Raw genomic sequence first — 24,741 nt, forward strand, 5'->3', positions numbered from 1 at the left:
CTATTATTCACAACCATCATACTCGGTCACTATTACGTCGTCCACAAAGAAGGTCTGTGTGGTAGCTCCCATGTCAAACAATAACCTATGGTCGCCGGATGCCGTGGCCTGTGCGGTCACAATAAATGAGAAATACGTCCAATCTTCTGGAATCTCCAAGTCAGGGGAATAGAAGAAGTCGGCCCCATTGCCATCATATTGCGACATGGATATTCTAAAGATGCCATCTGGTCCTGCGGCTTTTGCCCAGAAACTGATTTTATAGTCCTGGCCTACTGTAAGTGCAACCGGATCTGAAGCCATTTGCACATCCCATGGGTTACCGCCGGTACCAGTTGCCGTCATGGATGCGGAACCACTATAATATTCGGTAGTGGAAACATCATGGGCTCCATTAAGGGTTTCCCATCCTGTCAGTCCATCTTCAAAACCTCCATTTGTATAGATGCTTTCCGGTGGAGCATATTCCTTCACGCTTACACCATCCACAAAGAATGTTTGGGTAGTGGCCCCCATATCAAAAAGCAATCTATATACACCAGATGGAACAGGTCCTGCCTCAACAATGAACGAGAAGTATGTCCAATCTTCAGGAATATCCAAGTCTGGAGAATAGAAGAAATCCGAACCGTTACCATCATATTGGGACATGGAGAGTCTAAAGATGCCATCTGGCCCTGCGGCTTTCGCCCAAAAGCTGATTTCGTACTCTGTGCCTTCAACCAAGTCCATTGGATCGGATGCTATTTGTGTGTCCCAAGGGTTGTTTCCTGCTCCTGTGGCAGTCATGGATGTGGTGCCACAGTAAGATTCTGTAGTGGTCACATCATGTGATCCGTTCAAACTCTCCCAACCTGTCAGGCCATCTTCAAAACTTCCGTTGGCCAATAGTTCGGGCTGTTCGCCGGAAACACCAATTGCTCCGGATACAAGTGCAATATGGTCTATCATAAAGGCACCTGAGGATGCTCCCATGTCCAGCACCGCTCTGTGGGAGGGGAGGTCATTGGTTACAGTAAAGGTCCATGAATAAGGTTGCCATGAAGATTCCAATACTTTGTCCTCACCATAGAAATAATCAGCCCCATTGCCATCGTATTGGGATATGGAAAACCTCATAAAGGCACCTTCATCAATGGCTTTGGCCCAAAGGATAAGGGTGTATTCCTCCCCAAAGTTCAGTTGGACCCCATCAGATGCAAATTGATTGTCCCATGGGTTGCCAGAAGCGGGCATTACCATTAAGGACCTACCGCCACCATAGGCTTCTTCGCCTGTTACAGCAGACATACGATCGGCCCCATTGAGTTTTTCCCAATTGGTGAAATCATCTCCCGAGCCTTCCTCCAACTGTCCGTTGGCCAGTACACTTTCCCGTGCCAAGAAACCGGTCGTGGCCATAGTTTCACCATGAATGGAAGAAATGGCGAGTTCCAAAAATTCATCATCGGGAATTCCACTCGGAACTGTGACCACAATTTCCGTTGCTGTGTTTGATGTAATGGAGGCCTCAATACCATCTATGGTAACCGTTGGGTCGTATTCTGGGTTTAAGCTCAGCCCTGTAATCACCAGATCGCCGCCGATCGGTACAAAGGCATCAAACTGCTGAATTACGGGAATAGGCCTTAAAAGTACCTCAAATGGAAGATTGATTCTATAATTGCTGGGCATGGCCAGGGTTATGGTGTTACTTCCGACTTTGGCACCTTCAGGAACGTTAAAGGTTATGGTGTTGTCACTCAATTGGAACGGGGCCTGTTGGTCTCCAATGAAAATAAATTGCACCGTATTGAAATTGGTCCCTGTCAAAGATACCGGGTCCCCTGGATAGGCACTGTCCACACTTACTTGGTTTACGGTCACCGTTGCCGGTGTAAAATCGTCATCTTCTTCACAACCTGACATAAAGAACAATGCCATGATTGCGAATGAACTTATAAGGAATTTGAAATTGTTTTTCATGATATAATTGTTGGTTAGATGTTAATATCCAGGGTTTTGGGTTGCTCCTGTTTGATCTATGAACCCTTGTGGGATTGGCCATCTTACGTGCTTGTCCTGTATATTGCCAGTAGCACTTGGATTGTACATCCCAACCCTTTCTACCAAAAGATTGTTACGCTTAAGGAAATACCAACGATGTCCTTCATGGCCCAGCTCTCGGGCCTGTTCCTCAACAATGTCTTCAAAAGTGATGCTCCCGAAGTTGCCGGAGGCATTTCCATATGCACGTTCCCTGAGTACGTTGAGATATTGTAGGGCTTTAGCGGTATTCCCTTGCTTGAAATAGGCTTCCGCACCGGAAATATAAGCCTGTGCATATCTGAAAATGATAATGTTCCTCCAACCTTCAGCAAGTGCGGTGGTTCGGCCATATTCACCATTTTCCCAGGTTTTTATGGTCGTAGGTTCAATATATCTCCAGTTGTTCGGGGTATCGGGCCATTGGGCCTGCACATCTTCCAAGGTCACCCTATCGCCCACCTCTTTACCGGCCGGTAGGTTTTCCGCATCATCAAATGTCCAATAAAGTTTGTGCCATGCCTGTATACGTCCATCCGCTTCGTCTTCCACATCACCATCATCATCGGAATCAAAAAGACTCCAGTAATATTCTGAAGGGGACAAACGAGACCATGGTCTGCCTCCTTGGTCCATGGTTCTGGCCACACCGGCCACCCTATCGTATAATGGTACAAAATGCTGGGATGTCCATTGTACATTGTCGGTGGCGGGAGGTTCAAAACCGATGGAAAAGATAATCTCGGCATTGTTCTCTTCGCCTCCTTTGCCACCATCCAGGCCAAAAATCCCATCCAAGGGTTGTAATGAGTATGATTCATCTGCAATAACGGCATCCGCTGCTGCAGCTGCAGTGACATAGTCCCCAACATCTAAACTGGCCTCTGCCAACAACATATTGGCCAGACCACTGGATATGGTCAGAACACTATTGTCCAGTTCAACTCTTTTTTTCAACAAGGGGATAGCGGCCTCCAGATCGGAAATGATGAGGTCATACACTTCGCTTGGACTGCTTTGCTGTGTTTCGGAAACAGGCCCCGTTTCATCCAAATTGGCAACTTTAACGATTGGAATGTTCTCAAACCTCCTCACTAACTCGAGATATAGGAAAGCGCGCATGGTGTATGCCTGGCCCAATGAGTTCTTGATGTCTTCGGATAGGTCATCAATATTTCCAGAAGATGTAATTGAATTGATGATCTGGTTGGCAGGAGTAATCCCTTGGTAGTAATTGTCCCAAAAAGTTTGTATTTCGGCACTGATCGAGGCCAAGTCCGAAGTGTACCCGTTCATGGCGGGCATTGCCGTAGCCGGTTCATCTGCCAAATTGGTCCCTGCTTGGACAATATCGACCCCGCATTGTTTAAAAACCGGGATACGGAGTTCAAAATCATTGTAGACTTCCCTTGCATAGATCAACGAACCAGCCAATAAAGCTTGGTTTCCTTTAACCGTATTTGCGGCATCTTCGGCAGATAGTGTATGCCTTAAGTCTTGGTTTAGCACATCTTTTTCACAACTGATAAAGAAAAAAGGAAGGGCTAAAAGTGTAGTGATAATTTTTGAATACTTTTTCATCTCTCTTTTTTTAAAATGCAACTTTTACTCCAAATGCCCAGGTTCGTGAAATAGGATATTGATCCGTATTTGTGACTTCCGGTGAGTAGGCATTTTTATAATCAGTCCAATATTTTAAGTTGTTCCCCCTTAAGGAAAGGGTAACCTGATTCAAGAATGTTCTGTCCAGCCATATTTGTGGCAATGAGTATGACAATGAAACATTGCGCAACGAGATAAAACTGGCATCTTCAAGGAAAATAGCATTATGGAACGCCCCTGATACGTTCATGGCACTGCCGTCACCCACTCTTGGATAATCATTGGTCGGGTTTTCAGGTGTCCAATAATTTATAGCGATTCTATTCTGCCGTGCACTGGCATAGGTATTGTAGATGTCGTTCAATCTACTCACGCCTTCCACTATTTCAAAAAGCACAGAAAGCTCAAACCCTTTGTAACGGAACACATTGTTCAGACCACCATACCAATCTGGGGTTTGGTTCCCCACAAAGGTTCGGTCATTTGTGTCAATATTGCCATCTCCATTAACATCCTTAAGCTTTGGGTCTCCGGGCTGGGGGGTATTGCCAAAAGTGGTTATGTTGGGAGTTTCCCCAATTTGCCAAACACCCTCATATTGGTAATCAAATATTTCTGTAGGGTCTTGACCTATCCACCATCCATTTTCAATATCGTCCAAGGGTTCCCCATTTGGCCCCACTTCGTTCAACCTTATAATGGTAGTTTCATTTGTGGCCCAGTTGGCCGTCATGTTCCATGAAAAGTCTTCCGTATCAAAAATGGCTCCTCTAAGACTAACCTCAACACCTTTGTTCTCGGTTTTTCCAATGTTGGAAGGATAACGACCGTAGCCATTGTTCAGGGCGGGTTGAATCCTACGAAGCAACAATACATCTTCTGTTTTGGTGTTGTAGACCTCCACGCTTCCACTCAATCTATTTTCAAAAAATCCGAAGTCCAAACCAATATTGGTCTGTTTGCTGGTTTCCCATTTAAGATTACGGTTACCTGCTACATCGCCCGGGATCAAACCGGTTGTGTTCAAGTCAGGGGGAATCAACGTAGGGTTGGTATTGGCTTGGTAGGAGAAAGGATTTATCTTGTCATCATTACCCAGTTCCCCATAGCTCAAACGGACTTTGAACTGATTGAGGACATCGCCTCCAAACCACCATTCTTCGTTTTGTGCATTCCATGCAAATGAAGCGGAAGGGAAATATCCTACCCTGTTATCATCCACAAATCGTGAGGAGGAATCCCTTCGTAAGGTAAAGGTGGCACTATACCTTCCATCATAGTTATATCCAAGCCTACCTGCCAAGTATGCTTTTCCCCAATCACTGGTGTTTATACTGATGGTCTGTGTTTCTGAAGGGGCTGTTCCAATACCCCAGTATCCCAGTTGATCTGCGGCGGTTTTGGTTGCCTGATCATTTTTCTCTGTCCATTCTGATTGTTGGACCCCATAAATCAAGGTTGCATCCAAACTGTGGTCCCCGAAGGTTTTCTTGTAGTTTAAAATGTTGTCCAATAAATAGGTGGTGGTTTCGCGGGTCCTAATTTGGGCAAGGTTGTCGGCTCCATCCGTAAAATTTTCAGACTGGAACCTTCCCAGGAACTCATTCCTTTGCTCTGCAAAAGAGTTCATTGTATAAGTCAATCCTTTCGCCAATTTAATGTTCACATATGGGTTTATGTAGGAACGTGTCACATTTTCATCCAATTTACTTTCGTTGAATTTGTGAAGTGGGTTTACGGCAAACAAGTCCGTTGTGGCAAATTTTGTGTAGTTGCCCTCTTCGTCGATCAGGGTACCATAAGGGCTGGATTCCACCAAGGCAGAGAGCGAAGGAACTCCATTATTGCCAAAACCTACAATCCTGGTCCTTTGATCGGAAAAGCTTTTTGACATTTGTACCCTTGCCCCGATTTTTAGCCAATCAGTGACATTTATATCCCCGTTAAATCGGATGGAATATCTTTTATAGTCAGAGGCTGTCAACGGGCCGGAATCACTTAAATAATTTCCGTTTAAATAAAAAGTACCCAAGTCGGATCCGCCGGATACGGTAAGGCCAAGGTTGTTTTGGAGCCCATTTCTGGTTACTTGCTCAAGCCAATCCACTTCCTTGCCGGCCAAAAAATTGGCCAGTTCTATTTGATCCAGAACACTTGCCACGGCAGGGTTGGCTGCGTTGGGGTCGCCAGCTTTTACGGCATCTAGCCTAAATTTGAGGAATTCATCCCCATTCATGATATTAGGGGTCTGCACCAAGTCGGAGAACCCTGTGGAACTGGAAATGGTTACTTTGGGTTTTCCAGGAGTGCCGCTTTTGGTGGTAATCAATACAACCCCATTGGCACCACTGGATCCATAAATGGATGCCGATCCAGCATCTTTTAAAATGTTGATACTGGCAATGTCATCCGAATTGAATTCAGCCATGTTCCCCCCGGTTAAAGGGACCCCATCAACAACGATCAAAGGTGTATTGTTTCCATCCAAAGCGGAAGAATCCGTTCCCAAGGAATTGTTGCCCCTAATCTTGAAGGTGGGTGCAGAACCTGGTTGCCCTGAAGTCCGGGTGACTTGAAGTCCCGCAACCTGCCCCCTTAATGATTCGACCACGTTGGCCACGGGCGCTTTTTGAACTTCAACCACATCTACAGTAGTGATGGCCCCGGTTACGTTGGCCCTTTCCATGGTTCCGTAACCAATTACAACTACTTCCTCCAACATTTGGGTGTCTTCGGCCATACTGATATTGATCCGTGTTCTTCCATTTACATTAATGGTTTGGGTTATAAACCCCAAGTAGCGAATTTCCAATATGGCATTGGAAGGAACACTAAGGGTATAGTTTCCGTCAAAATCTGTTGAAGTACCGTTCGTGGTATTCTGAACTATTACCGTTGCCCCGGGGATGGGTGCCCCTTGCGTATCGGTTACCACCCCAGAAATGGTGATGTTGTTCTGAGCTTGCACCATGGTGCCGACCAATAAAAAAAGGTATAAAAAAGAATGGGTCTTTAGGCCAACCGATTTCATTAGCCTAGCTAATAAGAATTTGGTCATGTTAGTAAGTTTTGATTTTGTTTAGTTAATTAATTCAATTATGGCAAAAAATGCCGTATAATATTTTGAATGTGTTAAATATACATAATATATTTGTTCACGCAATCGGTTGCGTTAAAAATTTTCACATTTCTTTAAAATTTAATATTCTATCTTTTGAAAAATATGTAAAAATCTGATAATCAGATATTATTGATTTATTGTAAAAGAAAGCAAACGATTGTTTTTATGGAACAACTTATTTTTTTAACAAATTAGTAGCTACTTCAACTTATGAAAATCGCAACTTTTAGATCAAAAAAAAGAAATAAGATAGATTTGTCGGTCTATTTTTTATCATTAATAGTGTTATTGATGGGTTATTCGTGTAAGAATCGAAAAGTGGAAAAAATGGATGGAATTGAAACTTTGTCCATTTCTGATACCACTGCTGTTTCTCCAGACAAGGTATATCCATTGACATCTGATTTATTTACTGCCGATCCATCGGCCCATGTGTTCAACGGACGACTCTATGTGTATCCTTCCCACGATTTTGAGTCGGGTATACCCGAAGATGATCTGGGAAGTCATTTCAATATGATGGATTACCATGTGTTTTCCATGGATAGTGTAGGCGGTAAGGTTACAGACCACGGATTGGCGTTGCATATAGATAACGTTCCTTGGGCAGGTAGACAAATGTGGGCTCCTGATGCTGCTAAGAAAGGAGATGATTATTTCCTATATTTTCCCGTAAAGGACAAAGATGATATTTTCAGGATTGGTGTGGCAACCGGTAAAAATCCAGAAGGACCCTTTAGTGCGTTGGAGAAGCCCATCGGAGGGAGCTATAGTATGGATCCGGCAGTTTTCATGGATGATGACGGTAAGTATTATATGTATTTTGGAGGTATATGGGGAGGCCAACTCCAAAAATGGGACAATGGTAAATATATTGGGGAGGATAAATATCCAGAGGCTGATGAGCCGGCACTTTCCCCAAAGATGGCCATGTTGGCAGAAGATATGGTAAGCTTTGCGGAAGAGCCCAGGGATGTTGTGGTCTTGGATGAGAAAGGGAAACCTATTGTAACGTCCGACAATGACCGTAGATTTTTTGAAGCAGCTTGGGTACATAAGTATAAGAACAGGTACTATCTTTCCTATTCAACCGGGGATACCCATAAAATTGTTTATGCCATTGGTGATAGTCCGTATGGTCCCTTTACATATCAAGGAGTACTATTGGATCCTGTTTTGGGATGGACCAACCATCATTCAATTGTAGAGTACAATGGCAAGTGGTGGCTGTTTTTTCATGACAGCTCTCTTTCTGGAGGAAAAACACATCTTAGAAGCGTGAAGATGACTGAGCTCAAGTACCATCCCGATGGCTCTATCCAAAGAATAAATGCCTATGTTGAACCAAAATGATAAAAATATCCTATCTTTTACAAAGCTATGCCCTCAACTGAGGGCATAATTTTTTTCTAACAATTTTTTAATCTAAAAAGAGTGGGTGGTTTCCTATAAATTTGAGTAATTTGAAACATAATTTTAGTATTTGTAAACATAATTATATAAAGGTATGGGCAAGAAGCGGTCGAGTTTGATTTTTGTTTTGCATGCATCGCTGGCTGCTTTTGGCACCTACTTTTGCATGTATGCCTTTAGAAAGCCGTTTTCAGTGGCCACTTTTGAAGGGCTGTCCTATTTCGGGATAAACTACAAAATACTTTTGGTCATTGCACAGGTGGTAGGGTATGCACTTTCCAAATTTGTGGGGATCAAGGTGATTTCAGAATTAAAACCCAACCGAAGGTTGATGTACCTGATTTCCCTGATTGCGATGGCGGAGCTTTCCTTGTTGCTGTTCGCTTGGGTACCGGCCCCTTACAATATTGCTTTTATGTTTTTGAACGGCTTGCCCTTAGGCATGATATGGGGCATTGTGTTCTCGTATATTGAAGGGAGAAGGTTCACGGACATTCTTGGGGTGGTACTCTCGGCCAGTTTTATTGTATCGAGTGGCGTGGTCAAATCAGTGGGGCTTTATGTGATGAACAATTGGGGTATAACTGAATTTTGGATGCCAGTGGTAACTGGGGCGTTGTTTTTTATACCGTTACTCCTTTGTTCCTACATGTTGCAAAAGGTGCCGCCACCAACCCCTGAAGATATTGAAAACAGGACCGAACGGATTCCCATGACCAAAGAAGACCGCAACAGTTTGGTGAAACAGTTCTTTTTTCCACTACTGTTGGTGGTCATCTTTTACACCTTTCTGACCGCTTTTAGGGATTTTAGGGACAATTTTGCCCGCGAATTGTGGGACAGTATCGGCTATCAAGGCGACATCTCCGTGTTTTCGACTTCCGAAATCATTATTGCCATTGTGGTGCTATTGATCATTGGGACCATTTTTTATATCAAGGATAATTTTAAGGCCTTGCTCACCTATCACGGTCTTTTGTTGTTGGGTACTGTGGTGTTGGCTTTGTCAACCATTCTGTTTCAAACGGGTGTGTTAGATCCTTTTGTATGGATGGTTTCAACCGGTTTTGGGCTTTATATTTGCTATGTACCCTTCAACTGCCTGTTTTTTGATCGATTCATTGCAGCCTTCAAAGTAAGGGGCAATTCCGGTTTTCTCATTTATATCGCAGATGCCTTTGGGTATGCGGGCAGTGTATTGGTGTTGCTGTACAAAAATTTTGGACAAGCCAAGCTTTCCTGGCTTAACTTCTTTGTGTATGGTACCTATGCCGTGGCCGTTATCGGAATAGTGATTACCGTAATGTTGTTTCTCCATTTCGGGGCACGACACAAATCTGAAAATATAAAAGAGCGATTGGATTATGGACAATAAATATGATGCCGTCATTGTAGGTGGTGGCATTTTGGGGACTTTTCATGCCTATCATGCCATGGAAATGGGACTAAAAGTCTGTTTGGTGGAAAAAGATGCCTATCCCAAAGGAGCGACCACCCAAAATTTTGGCCAAGTGGTTCCTTCGGGGATGAACTCCAAATGGCAGAAATATGGAAGGGAAAGCCTTCGTATTTACAAAGAGATCCAATCGCAGTTCGATATAAGCATCCGTCAGAACGGTACGGTATATTTGGCTTCCAATGAAGAAGAAGAACAACTGTTGGTGGAACTCAGGGCCATCAACAACAGCAACGAGTATGCTTCAAAAATGCTTACCAGAAGCGAATGTTTGGACCATTACCCAGGGTTGAGGAAGGATTATGTTAAGGCAGGGCTCTTTTTTCCCAAAGAGGTAACCGTGGAACCCAGGATCATGATCCACAGGTTACAGGAATTTTTGGGCACCCACAAGGGAATGGAGATCAAAATGGGTTTCCCTGTGATCCATTGCGAACGAAACGGGGATTGGGTAAAAGTGGAAAGCTCGGCAGGTGAAAAGCTTTGGGCCAAAAAAGTGGTTATTTGTAATGGTAGTGATTTTAAGAACCTGTATCCTGAAGTATTTGCCAACAGCGACCTTGAAGTTTCCAAATTGCAGATGATGCAGACCAAATCCCAGGGCAATTACGAGTTAAAGGGCTCCATTTTAACAGGATGGTCCATCAGGAGATATGAGGCTTTTTATGAATGTCCATCATTCGCTGGAATCAAGCAGAATGAACCAGAGGATAGCCTTCAAAAACAGTGGGGCGTTCATATTTTATTTAAACAGGCAACGGATGGTTCCGTAATTTTGGGAGATTCCCATCAATATGCGGATGCCAATTCAATAGAAGACCTAGGGTACGACTTGGATATGGACATAGACCATTTTATGGTGGAGGAAGCCAAGAAGATTATCGATTTGCCTACCTATGAAATCCAAAGAAGATGGTATGGCATGTATTCCCAATGTAAGACAAGCGATATCTTCCAACAGATCATTGATGAGCACATTCATATCGTCACTGGAATAGGAGGCAAGGGCATGACAGGGAGTGCCGGATTCAGCAAAAAGAACATGGCAACAATTTTTAATACGCAGAAAATTAATTTATGAAAGACATTAAACTAGCGGTTTTTGACATGGCGGGCACCACGGTGAACGAAGATAATGTAGTATACAAAACGGTTAGGCAGGCTTTGGCCAAACGGGGTGTTGATGTTTCCTTGGAAACGGTCCTTGAATATGGTGCCGGAAAGGAAAAGTACAAGGCTATTGTGGATGTTTTGGAAGCGACCAAAAATGGCCGGGAAGAAGAAGTAGATGCCAAAGCAGTGCATGAAGATTTTAAAGGAATGTTGAAAGAAGCCTATGCCAATTTGGAGGTGACCCCATATGAAGGTGTGGAAGAACTTTTTGAGACCTTGAGATCCCATGGGGTAAAAGTGGTACTGAACACAGGTTATGATAGAAAAACGGCGCAATCCCTTTTGGACAAACTGGGATGGGTACCAGGCAAACAGATCGATGCATTGATCACTGCGGATGATGTGGTAAATGGAAGGCCATCATCCGAAATGATAGAGAAGGCCATGGAGATGTTTGGGATTACCGATTCCGAGGTAGTTTTGAAGGCAGGCGATTCCATAATCGATATAGAGGAAGGCAAAAATGCCAACTGCGGCATTACCGTGGCAGTTTTGTCAGGGGCACAGACCCGCGAACAACTGGAAACAGCTGAACCAACATACATCCTCACTTCTTTGGACGCCTTGACAGGGGTTCTGTATCCGTGATCAGATAAAGAAATAGACCACCAACATTTTGGAGGGCACTTTGCCCCTATTGATCGGAACATGGGGGATTCTGCCGTCAAAGAAAATGGAGTCCCCTTCTTTTAACAATACCTCTTGATCGCCGATGACATAATAGCACTCCCCGGTAAGAATGTATTTAAACTCAAAAGCATCAGTGACCACTTTTTCACGTTCTGAATTCGGTTGCACTTCCAAGAGTACACTTTCAAACCCTACCGAGTTCAAATGTTTACTGAAGATATAGTTGTAGGTAAAACCAATGGCCTCATCTTCCTTTTCGATGATGGTCTGGTCATCTTTTCGAGAGACCAAAAAATTCTGGCCGTTCACTTTGGGCATGCCATCAAAAAAATCCGTGAGTTCGGTATCCAAAGCCCCAACGATTTTTAAGAAGACAGGTAAGGAAGGTATGGTCCTTCCATTTTCTATCCTAGAAATTAACCCTGCGGTGACCCCGGCATTAATCGCAACATCACTTATGGTTTTTTTATTGTTCTTCCGTATTTCTTTGATTCGTTTACCGATCCCTATTAAATAATCTTCCATGTTGGGGTATGCTTGCTATTTTAATATTTATAACATTCTGCCAGTTTTCATAATTACTAAAAAAACGCTTCAATCCCTTATAAAAATGAATTGTTTTCAAAGTTCCATAAAATATAGGGTACTTTTAAAAGTGCATATTTGTAAATAATGTTTACCTAACATTGAAGGGTTTCTTTTAACCTTTCCGTATCATTTTTTTAATCTGTTTAAGGGTATGCCTTAACTCTTGTGTTGGATATTTGTTGATAAATAATTAACCAAATTTTACAAATACTCAACAAATGAAAAAATCAATCCTAACGTTTTTACTTGCCTTTGTCGTAAGTATGATCGGCTATTCCCAGAGTACTTTTTCTGGAAAGGTAGTAGACGAGAACAACGTACCCTTGCCCGGGGCTTCGGTTGTTGTGAAGGGTAGCACCACAGGTGTGGCTACAGACTTTGATGGGAACTTTGAAATTCAGTTACCCAGTGCCAATGAAATTTTACTGGTATCCTATATAGGATATGTGGCCAAGGAATTTGCCACTTCCGGACAGACTTCGGCAACCATTGTGTTGCAACCCGATTCCCAACAGTTGGATGAAGTGGTGGTTACGGCCTTGAACATTACCAGGGACGAAAAATCCTTGGGGTATGCCGTACAAAAGGTTGGGGGCGATGAGGTTTCCCAGTCCACGAGCACCAATACCGTGAGCACTTTAGCGGGTAGAACTGCAGGGGTTCAGGTAGTGACCAACGGTACGGGACCTGGACAATCTTCTTCCGTGGTGATTAGGGGGTATTCCTCCATGCAGGGCGACAACCAGCCCCTTTTTATAGTGGACGGTATTCCGATCAACAACACTACGGATACCAGGACGAATACCTTGGGGGGTGCTTCCAACATGAATCTGGATTATGGTAACGGTGCTGCGGAGATCAACCCAGATGATGTGGCGTCTATTTCTGTATTGAAAGGTGCCAACGCTACGGCACTTTATGGCTCAAGGGCTGCCAACGGTGCAGTGATTATTACTACCAAATCGGGTAAAGGCAAAAAAAGTGGTATCAGCTTCAGTTCCAAGACCACCTTTGAAAGCGTATTGAAAGCTCCTGAATACCAAGGTGTTTATGGTCAAGGTAAAAACTTTGATTTTGCCTTTGTGGATGGTTACGGAAACGGAACGTATGATGGTGTGGATGAATCATGGGGTCCACTTTTGGACGGTACCTTGAGACCGCAGCATGATTCTCCTACAACAAACGGACTTCGTGGAGGTGATGTTCATGGGCTGGACTATGTTTTGGGTTCCTCTGGGGTTGACCTTCAGAGAAGAGGAGACATTATTGCCACACCCTTTGTATATGGAGGAAACCCTGCCAAGGAATTCATGGAAACCGGTAGGACCTTGATCAATACCGTTTCCTTGTATGGCTCCAACGAGAATGGAAACTATCGCGTTAGCTATACCAATTTGGACAACAAAGGCATTGTGCCCAATACCGATTTAAGAAGAAATACCATTTCCCTTTCCGGAGATTACCAAATTTCCGATAGGTTGAGCGTGTCGTCCAAGATCAACTACATTAGATCGGATTCGGATAACCGTCACGTAAATGGATATGGTACGGAATCCGTAATGTACCTTTTCATTTGGTGGGGACAACAGATCAATGTGCATGGTTTAAGGGATTATTGGCAGGATGGCCTGGAAGGCTTTCAACAGTTCAACTACAACTACAACTATCATGATAATCCTTACTTTACCATGTATGAGAATACCAATGGTCTTGCCAAGGACAGGATTATAGGAAACCTTTCTGCGACATACAAAATCAGTGATGACTTTAAATTTATGGTTAGGGGTGGTCGTGATTTCTTCTCTGAATATCGGTTCATCAAAAGGGCCTATTCCACACAAAGGTTCCCAAATGGGCAGTATAGGGAGGATAAGATCAACTTTCAGGAGACCAACTTGGATTTCCTGTTGACCTATGATAAGAACATCAACGACAAATTCCATGTGAATGCCAACTTTGGGGGGAACCGAATGGTGCAGAAAAACCATTTCAATTCCTTGATGGCCAACAAACTGTTGATACCTGGAATTTACTCGTTCTCCAACGTGGATGGTAGCTTGGTGCAACGTACCAGCCGTCCCGAAAAACAGATCAACTCCTTGTATGCTTTTGCCCAATTGGGATGGGATAATAGTGTGTATTTGGATTTGACCGCTCGTAACGACTGGTCTTCCACACTTCCAGAGCAGAACAATTCCTATTTCTATCCATCCGCATCTTTGAGTGTGGTGTTGACCGATTTGTTTGACATCAACAGCAACGATGTTCTCAACTTTGCCAAACTACGTGGTGGTTGGGCACAGGTAGGTAGCGACACCGATGCGTATCGACTTTCCGAATATTATGCTTTAGGAACACCAGTTGGGGACAATCCAACAGCAAGTCCATCCAGTACGTTGCCCAACTTCGATTTGAAACCTGAGATCCAAACATCTTACGAATTTGGTACGGACCTTAGGATGTTCAACAACAAATTGACTTTGGATGCTACCTATTACAACACGGTTTCCAAAAACCAGATTTTGGACATCGATCTACCTGTAACTTCGGGAAAATCTGCAAGGACAATCAACGCCGGTAAGATTAGAAACCAAGGGGTGGAGATCATGTTGGGTGTTACCCCTTTCGAAAACAAGAACTTTTCTTGGAACTCTTCTTTCAACTTTGGCTTGAACCGAAACAAGATTTTGGAATTGGCCGATGGTGTGGATAGATATTCTTACGGAGGAAACGGGATTACCTTGGTTGCAGAAAAAGGAGGTTCGCTTGGTGACATGTGGGGAACCGGATTGGTAAAGGTAGAAGATAAGGACAGTCCTTATTATGGTGAAGTAATCTTCAACAACGGTTTGGTGCAACAGGACAACACCTTGAGAAAGGTAGGGAACTTCAATCCTGATTTTACCTTGGGCTGGAACAACACCATCAAGTACAAGAACATTTCGCTCAACTTCCTTTTGGATTGGAGACAAGGTGGAGAATTGCTCTCCAGAACCCGTTTGATTGCCGCTACTTCCGGTAACGTAGTGGAAACCCTTTGGGGCCGTTCCCCAGAGTATGGTGGCCCCCACCCAGGTATCGCCGATTCTGGTCTTACCTATACGGATACCAACGGAACAACTTGGAACGATGGTATCATAGGCGATGGTGTGATGTTGCAAGGTGGAGAATATGTGCCCAATAATGTAATAGTAGCTGCCAATGCCTACCACAACAACCGTTATAGAAGGGACAATGATACGGAAGGTATTTATGATGCCACTTTCATCAAATTGAGGGAAGCACGATTAACCTATGATTTCCCAAAAGGTTTCTTGAAAACAGATGATATCAAGAGTTTGAGTTTCTCCTTGATCGGCACCAACCTTTGGTTATGGGCCAAGGATTTCAACCATGGCGACCCGGAATTATTGTCGTTTGGAGGTGGAAATTTCGTCCCTGGGGTAGAAAATGCCACAGTACCTACAACGCGTAGCGTAGGATTTTCAATCAACGTAGAATTTTAATCAGGCAAATAATCAACAAATGAAAAAGATATTCTTTATAGCGCTCGTACTTGCGATGACCCTTTGGTCTTGCGACAAGTTTGACGTGAGCAACGATAATCCGGATGTAGCGTTGAACATCAACCAAAACCCGGAACTGCTTTTGACCAACCTTCAGAGAACTGCTATCAGGGAAGCTGTAGGTGGATCGTGGAGCGAAGGAAACCTTATGGGACAATATGGTGCACGAATCGTGTTTACCTCTTTCGATCTTTTTGACTGGGGAGATCAAGGTGGGGCATGGAACAGTTATTACAATGCTATTCGTGATGCCAAGGAATTGGAAAAATTGGCCAATGAGAACGAATTGGACAGTTATGTTGCCGTATCTAGGATCATGCAGGTTTGGGCCTTCAGCATTTTGACCGACATGTGGGGAGACGTTCCCTTTTCTGAAGTAAACCAGGCAAGTGAGGCCAATTATGCCCCTGTTTATGATACGCAGCAGGACATTTATAACTCCATGTTGGAAGAATTGGCATCTGCCAATACCATTTTGGCTGGTTCTGACCTAAATGCAATCAAGGGAGATTTGTTGTTCGATGGTGATCTTGCCATGTGGAGAAAGTTTGCCAACTCTTTGAGGTTGCGTTTGGCCCTTCGCTTGAGCGAGGTTTCTCCTTCTACTTCTTCCAGTGTGATTTCGGAAATCTACAACAACGCGGCCCAAAACCCGATAATGTCATCCAATGATGACAATGCTGTTCAAACGTTTCTTGCTGCCAACCCAGATGCACACCCTGTTACCGAAGAGTCGGTATATCGTGTAGGTTCCTATAACGAGTACAGGATTTCTGAGCATTTTGTGACCATGTTGCAAGGATTGAACGATCCCCGATTGGAATTTTTCGCTGACCCAACCGCCAATTCGGTTACTTTGGGTACCCCAGAAATTGTGGGTATGTTGAACGGAGTAGTGGACGGTCCTGCCTATACCTATCAAGGTGGGGATGCTTTCTTGTCAAAATTCAATATTGATTACTTCTATTTTCAACCAAATGCCAACCAGGCAAGATTGATGTTGTATTCCGAAGTCCAGTTCATTTTGGCAGAAGCGGCCCAAAGAGGATGGATCACTGCAGATGCCCAAGCGTTGTATGAAGAAGGAATCACGGCCAACTTCGCCTATTGGGGTGTGGCCATGCCAGCTGATTATTTGACCAGTGCTGGGGTAGCTTTTGACAATACTTTGGAAACCATCATGACCCAAAAGTATATCAATTTGTTCTACACCGATTACCAAGGATTCATTGAATACAAGAGAACTGGTTTCCCAGCAACTATTGAACCTGGACCCGATGCTTTCTATGATGTGTACCCAAGCAGGTTTGAGTATCCCAGTGAAGAAGAATCTTTGAACAATGCCAACTATACCGAAGCGGTCAACAGAATGGGAAGTGACAAGATTACGACCAAGGTTTGGTGGGAAAATTAAAAGATGCCCATGTTTTATCTGAATATAAAAAAAGGTATGATCATGACCACAGGAATTTTGTTCCTGTGGTCTTGTTCTTCCAAGAAGGATGATACCCCCAAGGGTATAGAGCACATTGTAATCATTGGTGTGGACGGTATGAGTCCCAATGGGATCCAGAAGGCCCATACGCCTATGATGGATTCCATGATTCAGAATGGAGCGGCCACCATGCATGCCCGTTCCGTATTGCCATCAAGTTCCAGTCCCAATTGGGCCAGTATGATCATGGGGGCCGATACCGAACAACATGGGGTCACCTCCAACGGATGGGAAAAGTTTGACCATCAATTGCCACCCGTAGTAGCGACCAAAAACGGAACCTTTCCTACCATTTTCACCTTATTCCATGACCAACAGCCCGATGCCCATGTAGGTGCTATTTACGATTGGGATGGCTTTGGTCGTTTGTTCGAAAAGGAGGATGTTGATTTTGATATTGACGGGGACCACGAGGACAATACCACAGAAGAAGCGGTAAACTATATTAAGGAGCATACTCCAAAATTCACCTTTGTGCATTTGGATCATGTAGATCATGCAGGCCATGCCTTGGGCCATGGAAGCCCGGAATATTACAAATCCGTGGAAAAGGCCGATTCTTTGATCACAGAGATTGTCAATGCGACCAAAGAAGCGGGCATCTTTGAAAAGACCCTGTTCATTGTTTCTGCCGATCACGGTGGAATCGGTTTTGGGCACGGGGGTGAAAGTCTGGCCGAAATGGAGATACCCTTCATTCTTTATGGCGTAGGAATCAAAAAAGGATATCAGATTGAAGAGACCGTATACCAATACGACAATGCAGCCACGGTGGCCTATGCCATGGGATTGCAAACTCCCCAGTCATGGATCGGGAGGCCCGTTAAAGGAGCTTTTATCGGTAATGAAAAACCCAACTTGACCTATAAGCGAAAAGAGCAGATAACCCAACCAAAGATTCTTCCGGATGCAGGCTATTTTGAGCCTGCAGGAGGAGTTTTTAAGGCGGACTCCGTTGCCGTGATAATGCAGAACCCCAACAATGTGGGTGAAATCAGGTATACCATTGGAAATGCTGTTCCGACCATGGAAAACAGCAAGGTCTATCAAGATACTTTTTACCTGAAGCAGACCGAGATTGTAAAGGCTGGTGTCTTTCAAGAGGATCAATTGGTGAGTACGATTGCAGAGGCCAATTTCAGGCTGGTTCCAGAAACGAAAGAAGACCCTGTTGCCTATGCCATTTATTACGGGGAGAGGATGGACAAATTACCCAATTTCGCTACCTTAAAGCCTGTTAAAGAAGGTTTTGTTGCCGAATTTTCCCATAAGCAAGCACTGACTGAAGATGTGCAACAAGAACAGGTGGCCTTGGTGTTGGAAAGCTATTTGGATATTCCTGAAGATGGGAAATATGGCTTTTTTACCAATAGTGATGACGGAAGTAAACTCTACGTGGATGGAAAATTGTTGGTGGACAACGATGGGGACCATGGGGTCATGGAACGTGGCGAAGCTATTGAACTGACCAAAGGCAAACATTTGATCAGGGTAGAATTTTTTAACGGTGGGGGAGGCTACCACTTGGATGTAAAATACCAAGGAGCCAACATTCCGAAACAGATTATTCCCGCCAATCATTTATACAGAGAAAAATAACATGCACATCAACTTCAAAAAATCAGGTTTTTTTGCCGTTCTATTCTTTTCGGCTGTAATGGTACTGGGCCAAAAGCAGCAATTACCTGCTTGGCAACCTGGTTTTTTGGACATCCACCACATCAATACTGGTAGGGGTGATGCCGCTTTTATGGTTTTTCCTGATGGTACCACAATGTTGGTGGATGCCGGGGATATGTCCGAGACCCATCCAAGGACTACATCGAGTAGAAATGCCGAATTGGTTCCGAACAGGTCCAAAACGGCACCCCAATGGATTGTGGATTATATCGACCAGTTTCTACCCAAAAGGCATGAGCGAAAATTGGATTATGCCCTGATCACCCATTACCACGATGATCATTTTGGGGAAATCGATTCCTTACGAAAAATAGCTCCAGGGGGGTATCAATTGACCGGGATTATGGAAGTGGGAACTCTTATCCCCATCAAAAAATTAATCGACCTTGGGTTTGAATTCCCCCTCAACCTGAAAGATGCCAAAGTACAGGCTGAGAAACGTTTCTCAAGCGATGCCTATGGCATGATACCGACCTTAAAAGAATACTGGAAGTTTATCGATTATCAAGCTAAAAAAGTTGGATTAATCAATGAGGCCTTGAAAGTGGGTCGTTCGGACCAAATCGTTTTAAAAAATAATCCAAAGGATTATCCGGAATTCTCGATACAGAACATTGCCTCCAACGGAAGCATTTGGACGGGTTATGATGATTCCTTTTACCCTTTGTTTAAACAGGGGGAATATCCTGGGGAGAATCCGTTGAGCAATGGTATCCGAATCGATTTCGGCAAGTTCAACTATTACACGGGCGGTGATATTTCCGGCATAGACGGCATGGGTCAGACGGATTTGGATGCCTTGGAATCCCACGTGGCCCCAGTAATCGGCCCGGTGGATGTAGCTACCCTCAACCATCACGGTAACCGGGATTCCCAAAATCCGTACTATGTGCGAACCATCCGTCCAAGGGTCTGGATTCAACAGAATTGGACCGCCGACCATCCGGGGGAGGAAGTTTTAAGAAGAATAACATCAACACAATTGTACCCTGGCGAACGGGATATTTTTTCAACCATTATGCTCCAAGGCACCAAGGATGTGATCGGGGGCAGGTTGGACCAATACAAAAGCAAAAAGGGACACATTGTGATACGGGTATACAATCACGGGAATTCGTACGATATTTATGTGTTGAACGATTCATCGGAAGAAAGGGAAATACTAGCGAAATATGGACCATATGAAGCACGATAGGCACAACGCGGAATCTGTTGTGGAAGGCGACATCAACCTCACCTCTGCAAGGGGCGAATGGTTAAAGGAAGAAGTGAACGACCAGACCAAAGAACTGTTGGAAAAGGATGCCAAATACTTTTTGCACCAATCCATGTCCACCCCGTGTTTGGACGTATTAAAAAATTGCGAAGGCTCCTATTTGGAGAATATTTCAGGGAAACGCTATCTGGATTTTCATGGCAACAATGTGCACCAAGTAGGGTTTTCCCATCCCAAAATGGTGAGTGCGCTCATGGGGCAACTTCAGGAACTCACGTTTTCAACCCGAAGATATACCAATGAAAAAGCCATCCAATTTGCGGAGAAATTAACATCATATACTCCAAAAGGACTGAACCGTATTTTATTGACCCCGAACGGGAGCTCATCTATTAGTATCGCCTTGAAACTGGCACGTGCGGTGACGGGAAAACACAAGGTGGTTTCTTTTTGGGACTCGTTCCACGGGGCCAATTTGGATGCCATCAGCGTAGGGGGCGAATCCATTTTTCAGGAACATATGGGGCCATTGATGCCCGGTGTGGAACGTATTCCACCACCTATCACCTATCGCGGTATTTTTGAAGGGAATGAAGAAAAAGCCCTGGAGTATTTGGAGCATGTGTTGTCCAAAGACGATGAGATCGGTGCTTTTTTGGCCGAAACCATCCGCAACACCGATGTGCAGATTCCATCCGCCAAATATTGGCAAGGCGCCCGTGAACTATGTGATAAGTATGGGGTGTTGTTGATTTTGGATGAAATTCCGATTGCCTTCGGACGCACCGGAAAAATGTTCGCCTACGAACTGTTCGGTATTGAACCCGATATCCTTTGTTTGGGGAAAGGCTTGGGTGGAGGCATTGTTCCCCAAGCGGCCATTGTGACCCGAGAGGAATACAACCGTTTCGGGCACATCTCCTTGGGGCATTATACCCACGAAAAAAGCCCGTTGGGCTCGGTGGCAGGATTGACCCTTTTGGAAATCATTGAAGAAGAAAACCTATTGCAAAAGGTGAAGGCAGATGAGGAATTTATGAAGAAAGCCCTGTACAAAATGCATCGAAAATATTCCTTGATCGGCGATGTACGTGGGGTCGGTCTTTTATGGGGGATAGAATTGGTCACCAACCGGACTACCAAGGAAAAAGCAACCGCCGAAGCCGAGGAAATCATGTACGAATGCCTAAAAAATGGACTGAGTTTCAAAGTTTCCAAAGGAAATGTACTACAACTCTCCCCGCCTTTGACCATTTCAAGGGAAGAACTGGAAAAAGCCTTGGAAATATTGAACGAGGCCTTCCTAAAAACCAACGCTATAGCCTAATGAAAAAAATCAACCAACTACTGATCTTCTTATTTGTGGGCATTGCCCAAATCATGGCTCAATCCGAGCCACAGATTTTGGTACAACCCTATCTGCAGAACGCCGAACCCAATTCCATCACCATTATGTGGGAGACCACCAATGGAGAGGAGAGTGTTGTGGAATATGGAACCACTCCAAAATTGGGCAAAAAGGCCACAGGCAAGGCCGAAGACATCAATTTTTCGGATTCTAGGGTACATGCCGTTAAATTGACAGGTTTGGAACGCTTTACCGAATACTTTTATCGGGTAAAGACAGGAAAGGCCAAATCGGACATCTATCAATTTAAAACGCCGCCGTTTGCCAGTGATGAGGAATCGTTCAACATTGTTGCCATGAGCGATATGCAATACGATAGCCAAAATCCGAACAAGTTTTCCGAAGTGGTGAACGAGGGCATCATTCAATATTTGAAAAAAGAATACGAGGGTAAATTACCTGATAATCTGGCCATGATCATGATTCCGGGCGATTTAGTGCAGAGCGGTAGCCAATACTATCAATGGAAAGACCATTTTTTCGATCCCGCCCAAAAATTATTTGCAGAAGTGCCTGTGTACCCTGTTTTGGGCAACCATGAACGCAACTCCATTTTTTATTTCAAATATTTCAGTCTTCCCGAGAACGGAACTCCTGCCTACGCAGAGCATTGGTGGTATAAGGACTATGGCAACACCCGTGTGATCGGGTTGAATTCCAATGACGGCTATCGGGATTTGAGAGAGCAATATGAATGGTTGGAAAAGGTATTGGCAGAAACGGAAAAGGATGATAATATCGACTTTGTTTTTGCCCAACTCCACCATCCCTACAAATCGGAACTTTGGATTCCGGGAGAAGAAGAACCCACAGGAAAAGTGGTTAAAATGTTGGAAGCGTTCTCCACAAAAACAGGGAAACCCAGCATACACTTTTTTGGACATACCCATGCCTATTCCAGGGGACAGTCCAGAGATCACAAACACTTGTGGATCAATGTGGCCTCGGCAGGTGGTGCCATAGACAATTGGGGCGAATTTGAAGGCAGGGATTACGATGAGTTCACGGTTTCCCAAGACGAATATGGTTTCGTGATGGTGGAAGTGGACGGCAACCGAAACGACCCCAAGTTCACCATTAAACGAATCAGTCGTGGTAATGAATCCAAGTTTAGGGACAATGAGCTTCGCGATAGTATTACCATTTGGAGATTGGAAAAGAAACCCGAAACCCCCAAAGCAGTTTCGCCTACAAACAATGTGGAAGTTAAAGGTGATTTTGCCATGTTAAAAGCTGGGGAATTTTCAAGTCCGATTAATGGAGCCTTCCATGCCGCCGCGCATTGGCAGGTTTCAGAAACCAAGGATTTTGAAAAATTGGCTTTGGACAGTTGGAAACAATACGAAAACTGGTACTATGAGGAAGACCGCCAAAAAGATGACGACCTTACCGACGAAAAAACCAAAAGATTGAAACCGGGAACCACCTATTATTGGAGGGTCCGTTACCGAGACCAAAACCTGAATTGGAGCGGGTGGTCCGAAACAGCATCATTTAAAACCAAATAGAAAATGAAAAACAAGATTTTGCTTTTGATGGCTGCCTTGGTAGCTTTTCTAAAGATAAGTGCACAGGATTCCGATACCAAAGTGATTTTGATTACACTTGATGGGTACCGTTGGCAGGAATTGTTTACAGGTGCCGACCCTTTATTGATCGGGAATAAGGATTATGTTCATGAGATGGATGTATTAAAGGAAGCTTTTTGGAGGGAGACTCCGGAGGAGAGAAGGGAGGCTTTGATGCCCTTTTTCTGGACCCAGGTTTCCAAAATGGGACAGTTGCATGGGAACAGGAATTTGGGGAGCAAAGTGAACCTTACCAATGGCATGTGGTTTTCCTACCCAGGCTATAACGAAATCTTGACAGGAACCGCGGATGATAAAAATATCCGTAGCAACGATAAGATTGAAAATCCCAATACCACCATTTTGGAACGGTACAACAAAACGTCCGAAGGGAAAGGGAAAGTGGCCGCCTTTGGTAGTTGGGATGTGTTCCCGTTCATCATCAACGAAAAGCGTTCCGGGGTTCCTGTGAATGCCGGTTTTGAAACGGCTACAGGCAATTTGAACGAAAGGGAAAAATTCCTGAACGAACTTCAGGGTCAGGTTCCCAGTCCATGGGGCAGTGTCCGTTTGGATGCCTTCACCCATCATTATGCTTTGGAACATATGAAGAAGGAGCATCCCAAATTGCTGTACATCTCGTATGGTGAAACGGATGACTTTGCCCATGACGGGGAATATCAGGCATATCTAAAATCGGCGCATAACACCGACGCGTTAATCAAGGAGTTGTGGGACTTTACCCAACAGGATGATTTTTACAAAGATCAAACCGTTTTTATCGTTACCACAGACCATGGCAGGGGTACCGAGCCTTTGGATACTTGGAGAAGCCATGGAGCGGATATCAAGGGAGCTGATCAGGTTTGGATGGTCACTTTTGGAAAAGGCGTTCAGCCATTGGGTGAGGTAAAACAGGAAGAGCAACTCTTTTCCAACCAGTTTGCACCGACCATTTTAAAGATTTTGAATACTTCCATCCCTAAGGAAATCAAGGGCCAACCCCTAAAAATTTAAGTTTAAGTAGGTTTAATTTCAGTTAATTAGTTTGCGTTAATTTGCAATGTACCCACACTTTAAGTGTGGGTTTTGCATATTAGGGCAAAATTGATGCGGGAATTTCTTTATTAAAATAATTACCTTAGGGGGCCTATACCAACAGCATGGAAGAAGATCTTATTGGAACATTCAGCAACTATTTTGAGCAACCCCTTATCGATGAGATTTTGGAGGTCGGAAAATTGATGGAAGTCCCAGCTGGGGAGACCATTATGGATATTGGGCAATACATCCGTAGTATCCCTTTGTTGCTGTCCGGGGCCATTAAAGTGTTGAGGGAAGATGAGGAAGGCGATGAGCTTCTTCTATATTATTTGGAACAGGGAGAGACGTGCTCGGTGACCATGGCCTGCTGCATGGGCCATACCAAGAGCGAGATCAGGGCCATAACGGAAACGGATACCCGGATCATTATGATACCTGTTCAGAAGATGGAGGAATGGATGAGCAAATACCAAGGTTGGCGTAATTATGTGTTCGACAGTTACCATAACCGCCTGAACGAGTTGCTGCAGACCGTGGACAGTATCGCCTTTAAAAATTTGGATCAAAGGCTAGTGGATTACCTTAAAAAGAAAGTGGAAGTGACCAATGATAACAAAATCAGGAGCACCCACCAAGAAATTGCCTATGATCTGCACACCTCAAGGGTTGTGGTTTCCAGATTGTTGAAAAAGCTGGAGAAAATGAAAAAGCTGAAATTGCATAGGAGCTACATCCATATCATAGATTTGTAATTGT

General features: G+C 44.1%; 16 protein-coding genes. 12 read left to right on the plus strand and 4 right to left on the minus strand.

Annotated elements, in window-relative coordinates:
* Positions 1 to 3 precede the first annotated feature (3 nt).
* Genes D2V05_RS03480 through D2V05_RS03490 form a run of 3 tightly spaced genes read right to left on the minus strand, consistent with a single transcriptional unit; the run spans position 4 to position 6,685 of the window.
* On the minus strand, positions 4 to 1,965 hold the full coding sequence (locus tag D2V05_RS03480; RefSeq protein WP_119646165.1) for a carbohydrate binding domain-containing protein: 1,962 nt from the start codon (positions 1,963 to 1,965) through the stop codon (positions 4 to 6).
* Between the two features lie 21 nt (positions 1,966 to 1,986).
* A complete protein-coding gene (locus D2V05_RS03485; protein ID WP_119646166.1) occupies positions 1,987 to 3,606 on the minus strand; it encodes a RagB/SusD family nutrient uptake outer membrane protein in 1,620 nt (539 codons plus the stop codon).
* A 10-nt stretch (positions 3,607 to 3,616) separates the two neighbouring features.
* The gene (locus D2V05_RS03490) at positions 3,617 to 6,685 is read right to left on the minus strand and encodes a SusC/RagA family TonB-linked outer membrane protein (RefSeq protein WP_119646167.1); all 3,069 of its coding nucleotides are present in this window, start codon (positions 6,683 to 6,685) and stop codon (positions 3,617 to 3,619) included.
* Positions 6,686 to 7,075: 390 nt separating this feature from the next.
* On the opposite strand from D2V05_RS03490, the gene D2V05_RS03495 reads away from it, so the two are divergent.
* From D2V05_RS03495 to D2V05_RS03510, 4 genes are all read left to right on the plus strand, one after another.
* Complete coding sequence (locus D2V05_RS03495; RefSeq protein ID WP_235855375.1) at positions 7,076 to 8,101, plus strand: glycoside hydrolase family 43 protein; 1,026 nt, start codon at positions 7,076 to 7,078, stop codon at positions 8,099 to 8,101.
* 154 nt (positions 8,102 to 8,255) lie between these two features.
* On the plus strand, positions 8,256 to 9,536 hold the full coding sequence (locus tag D2V05_RS03500) for a DUF5690 family protein (RefSeq protein ID WP_119646169.1): 1,281 nt from the start codon (positions 8,256 to 8,258) through the stop codon (positions 9,534 to 9,536).
* The gene (locus tag D2V05_RS03505; RefSeq protein WP_119646170.1) at positions 9,526 to 10,698 is read left to right on the plus strand and encodes a TIGR03364 family FAD-dependent oxidoreductase; all 1,173 of its coding nucleotides are present in this window, start codon (positions 9,526 to 9,528) and stop codon (positions 10,696 to 10,698) included. Before D2V05_RS03500 ends, D2V05_RS03505 begins: the two co-directional genes overlap by 11 nt.
* A complete protein-coding gene (locus D2V05_RS03510; protein WP_119646171.1) occupies positions 10,695 to 11,378 on the plus strand; it encodes a phosphonatase-like hydrolase in 684 nt (227 codons plus the stop codon). Before D2V05_RS03505 ends, D2V05_RS03510 begins: the two co-directional genes overlap by 4 nt.
* Here the strand turns inward: D2V05_RS03510 and D2V05_RS03515 are convergent, their stop codons facing one another.
* Positions 11,379 to 11,945, minus strand: a complete 567-nt coding sequence (locus D2V05_RS03515; RefSeq protein ID WP_119646172.1) for a helix-turn-helix domain-containing protein — start codon at positions 11,943 to 11,945, stop codon at positions 11,379 to 11,381.
* 281 nt (positions 11,946 to 12,226) lie between these two features.
* Here D2V05_RS03515 and D2V05_RS03520 point away from each other — a divergent pair, with 281 nt between their 5' ends.
* The 8 genes from D2V05_RS03520 (at position 12,227) to D2V05_RS03555 (ending at position 24,737) form a co-directional block, all read left to right on the plus strand.
* Complete coding sequence (locus tag D2V05_RS03520; protein WP_119646173.1) at positions 12,227 to 15,514, plus strand: SusC/RagA family TonB-linked outer membrane protein; 3,288 nt, start codon at positions 12,227 to 12,229, stop codon at positions 15,512 to 15,514.
* 19 nt (positions 15,515 to 15,533) lie between these two features.
* Entirely contained in the window at positions 15,534 to 16,988 is a 1,455-nt protein-coding gene (locus D2V05_RS03525) for a SusD/RagB family nutrient-binding outer membrane lipoprotein (protein WP_119646174.1), read from the plus strand.
* Between the two features lie 42 nt (positions 16,989 to 17,030).
* Positions 17,031 to 18,668, plus strand: a complete 1,638-nt coding sequence (locus tag D2V05_RS03530; protein ID WP_235855376.1) for an alkaline phosphatase family protein — start codon at positions 17,031 to 17,033, stop codon at positions 18,666 to 18,668.
* Position 18,669: 1 nt separating this feature from the next.
* Positions 18,670 to 19,944 (plus strand): ComEC/Rec2 family competence protein, encoded by a 1,275-nt coding sequence (locus tag D2V05_RS03535; RefSeq protein ID WP_183114779.1) that lies wholly within the window; start codon positions 18,670 to 18,672, stop codon positions 19,942 to 19,944.
* On the plus strand, positions 19,931 to 21,292 hold the full coding sequence (pbfA, locus tag D2V05_RS03540; RefSeq protein ID WP_235855377.1) for a (R)-1-hydroxy-2-aminoethylphosphonate ammonia-lyase: 1,362 nt from the start codon (positions 19,931 to 19,933) through the stop codon (positions 21,290 to 21,292). The genes D2V05_RS03535 and pbfA overlap by 14 nt, the downstream gene beginning before the upstream one ends.
* A complete protein-coding gene (locus D2V05_RS03545) occupies positions 21,292 to 22,881 on the plus strand; it encodes a fibronectin type III domain-containing protein (protein WP_119646176.1) in 1,590 nt (529 codons plus the stop codon). Before pbfA ends, D2V05_RS03545 begins: the two co-directional genes overlap by 1 nt.
* A 3-nt stretch (positions 22,882 to 22,884) precedes the next feature.
* Entirely contained in the window at positions 22,885 to 23,958 is a 1,074-nt protein-coding gene (locus D2V05_RS03550; protein ID WP_119646177.1) for an alkaline phosphatase family protein, read from the plus strand.
* A 146-nt stretch (positions 23,959 to 24,104) separates the two neighbouring features.
* Entirely contained in the window at positions 24,105 to 24,737 is a 633-nt protein-coding gene (locus tag D2V05_RS03555) for a Crp/Fnr family transcriptional regulator (RefSeq protein WP_119646178.1), read from the plus strand.
* The last annotated feature ends 4 nt before the right edge of the window (positions 24,738 to 24,741 follow it).

The sequence above is a fragment of the Flagellimonas pelagia genome (assembly GCF_003584135.1).
Classification (GTDB): Bacteria; Bacteroidota; Bacteroidia; order Flavobacteriales; family Flavobacteriaceae; genus Flagellimonas; species Flagellimonas pelagia.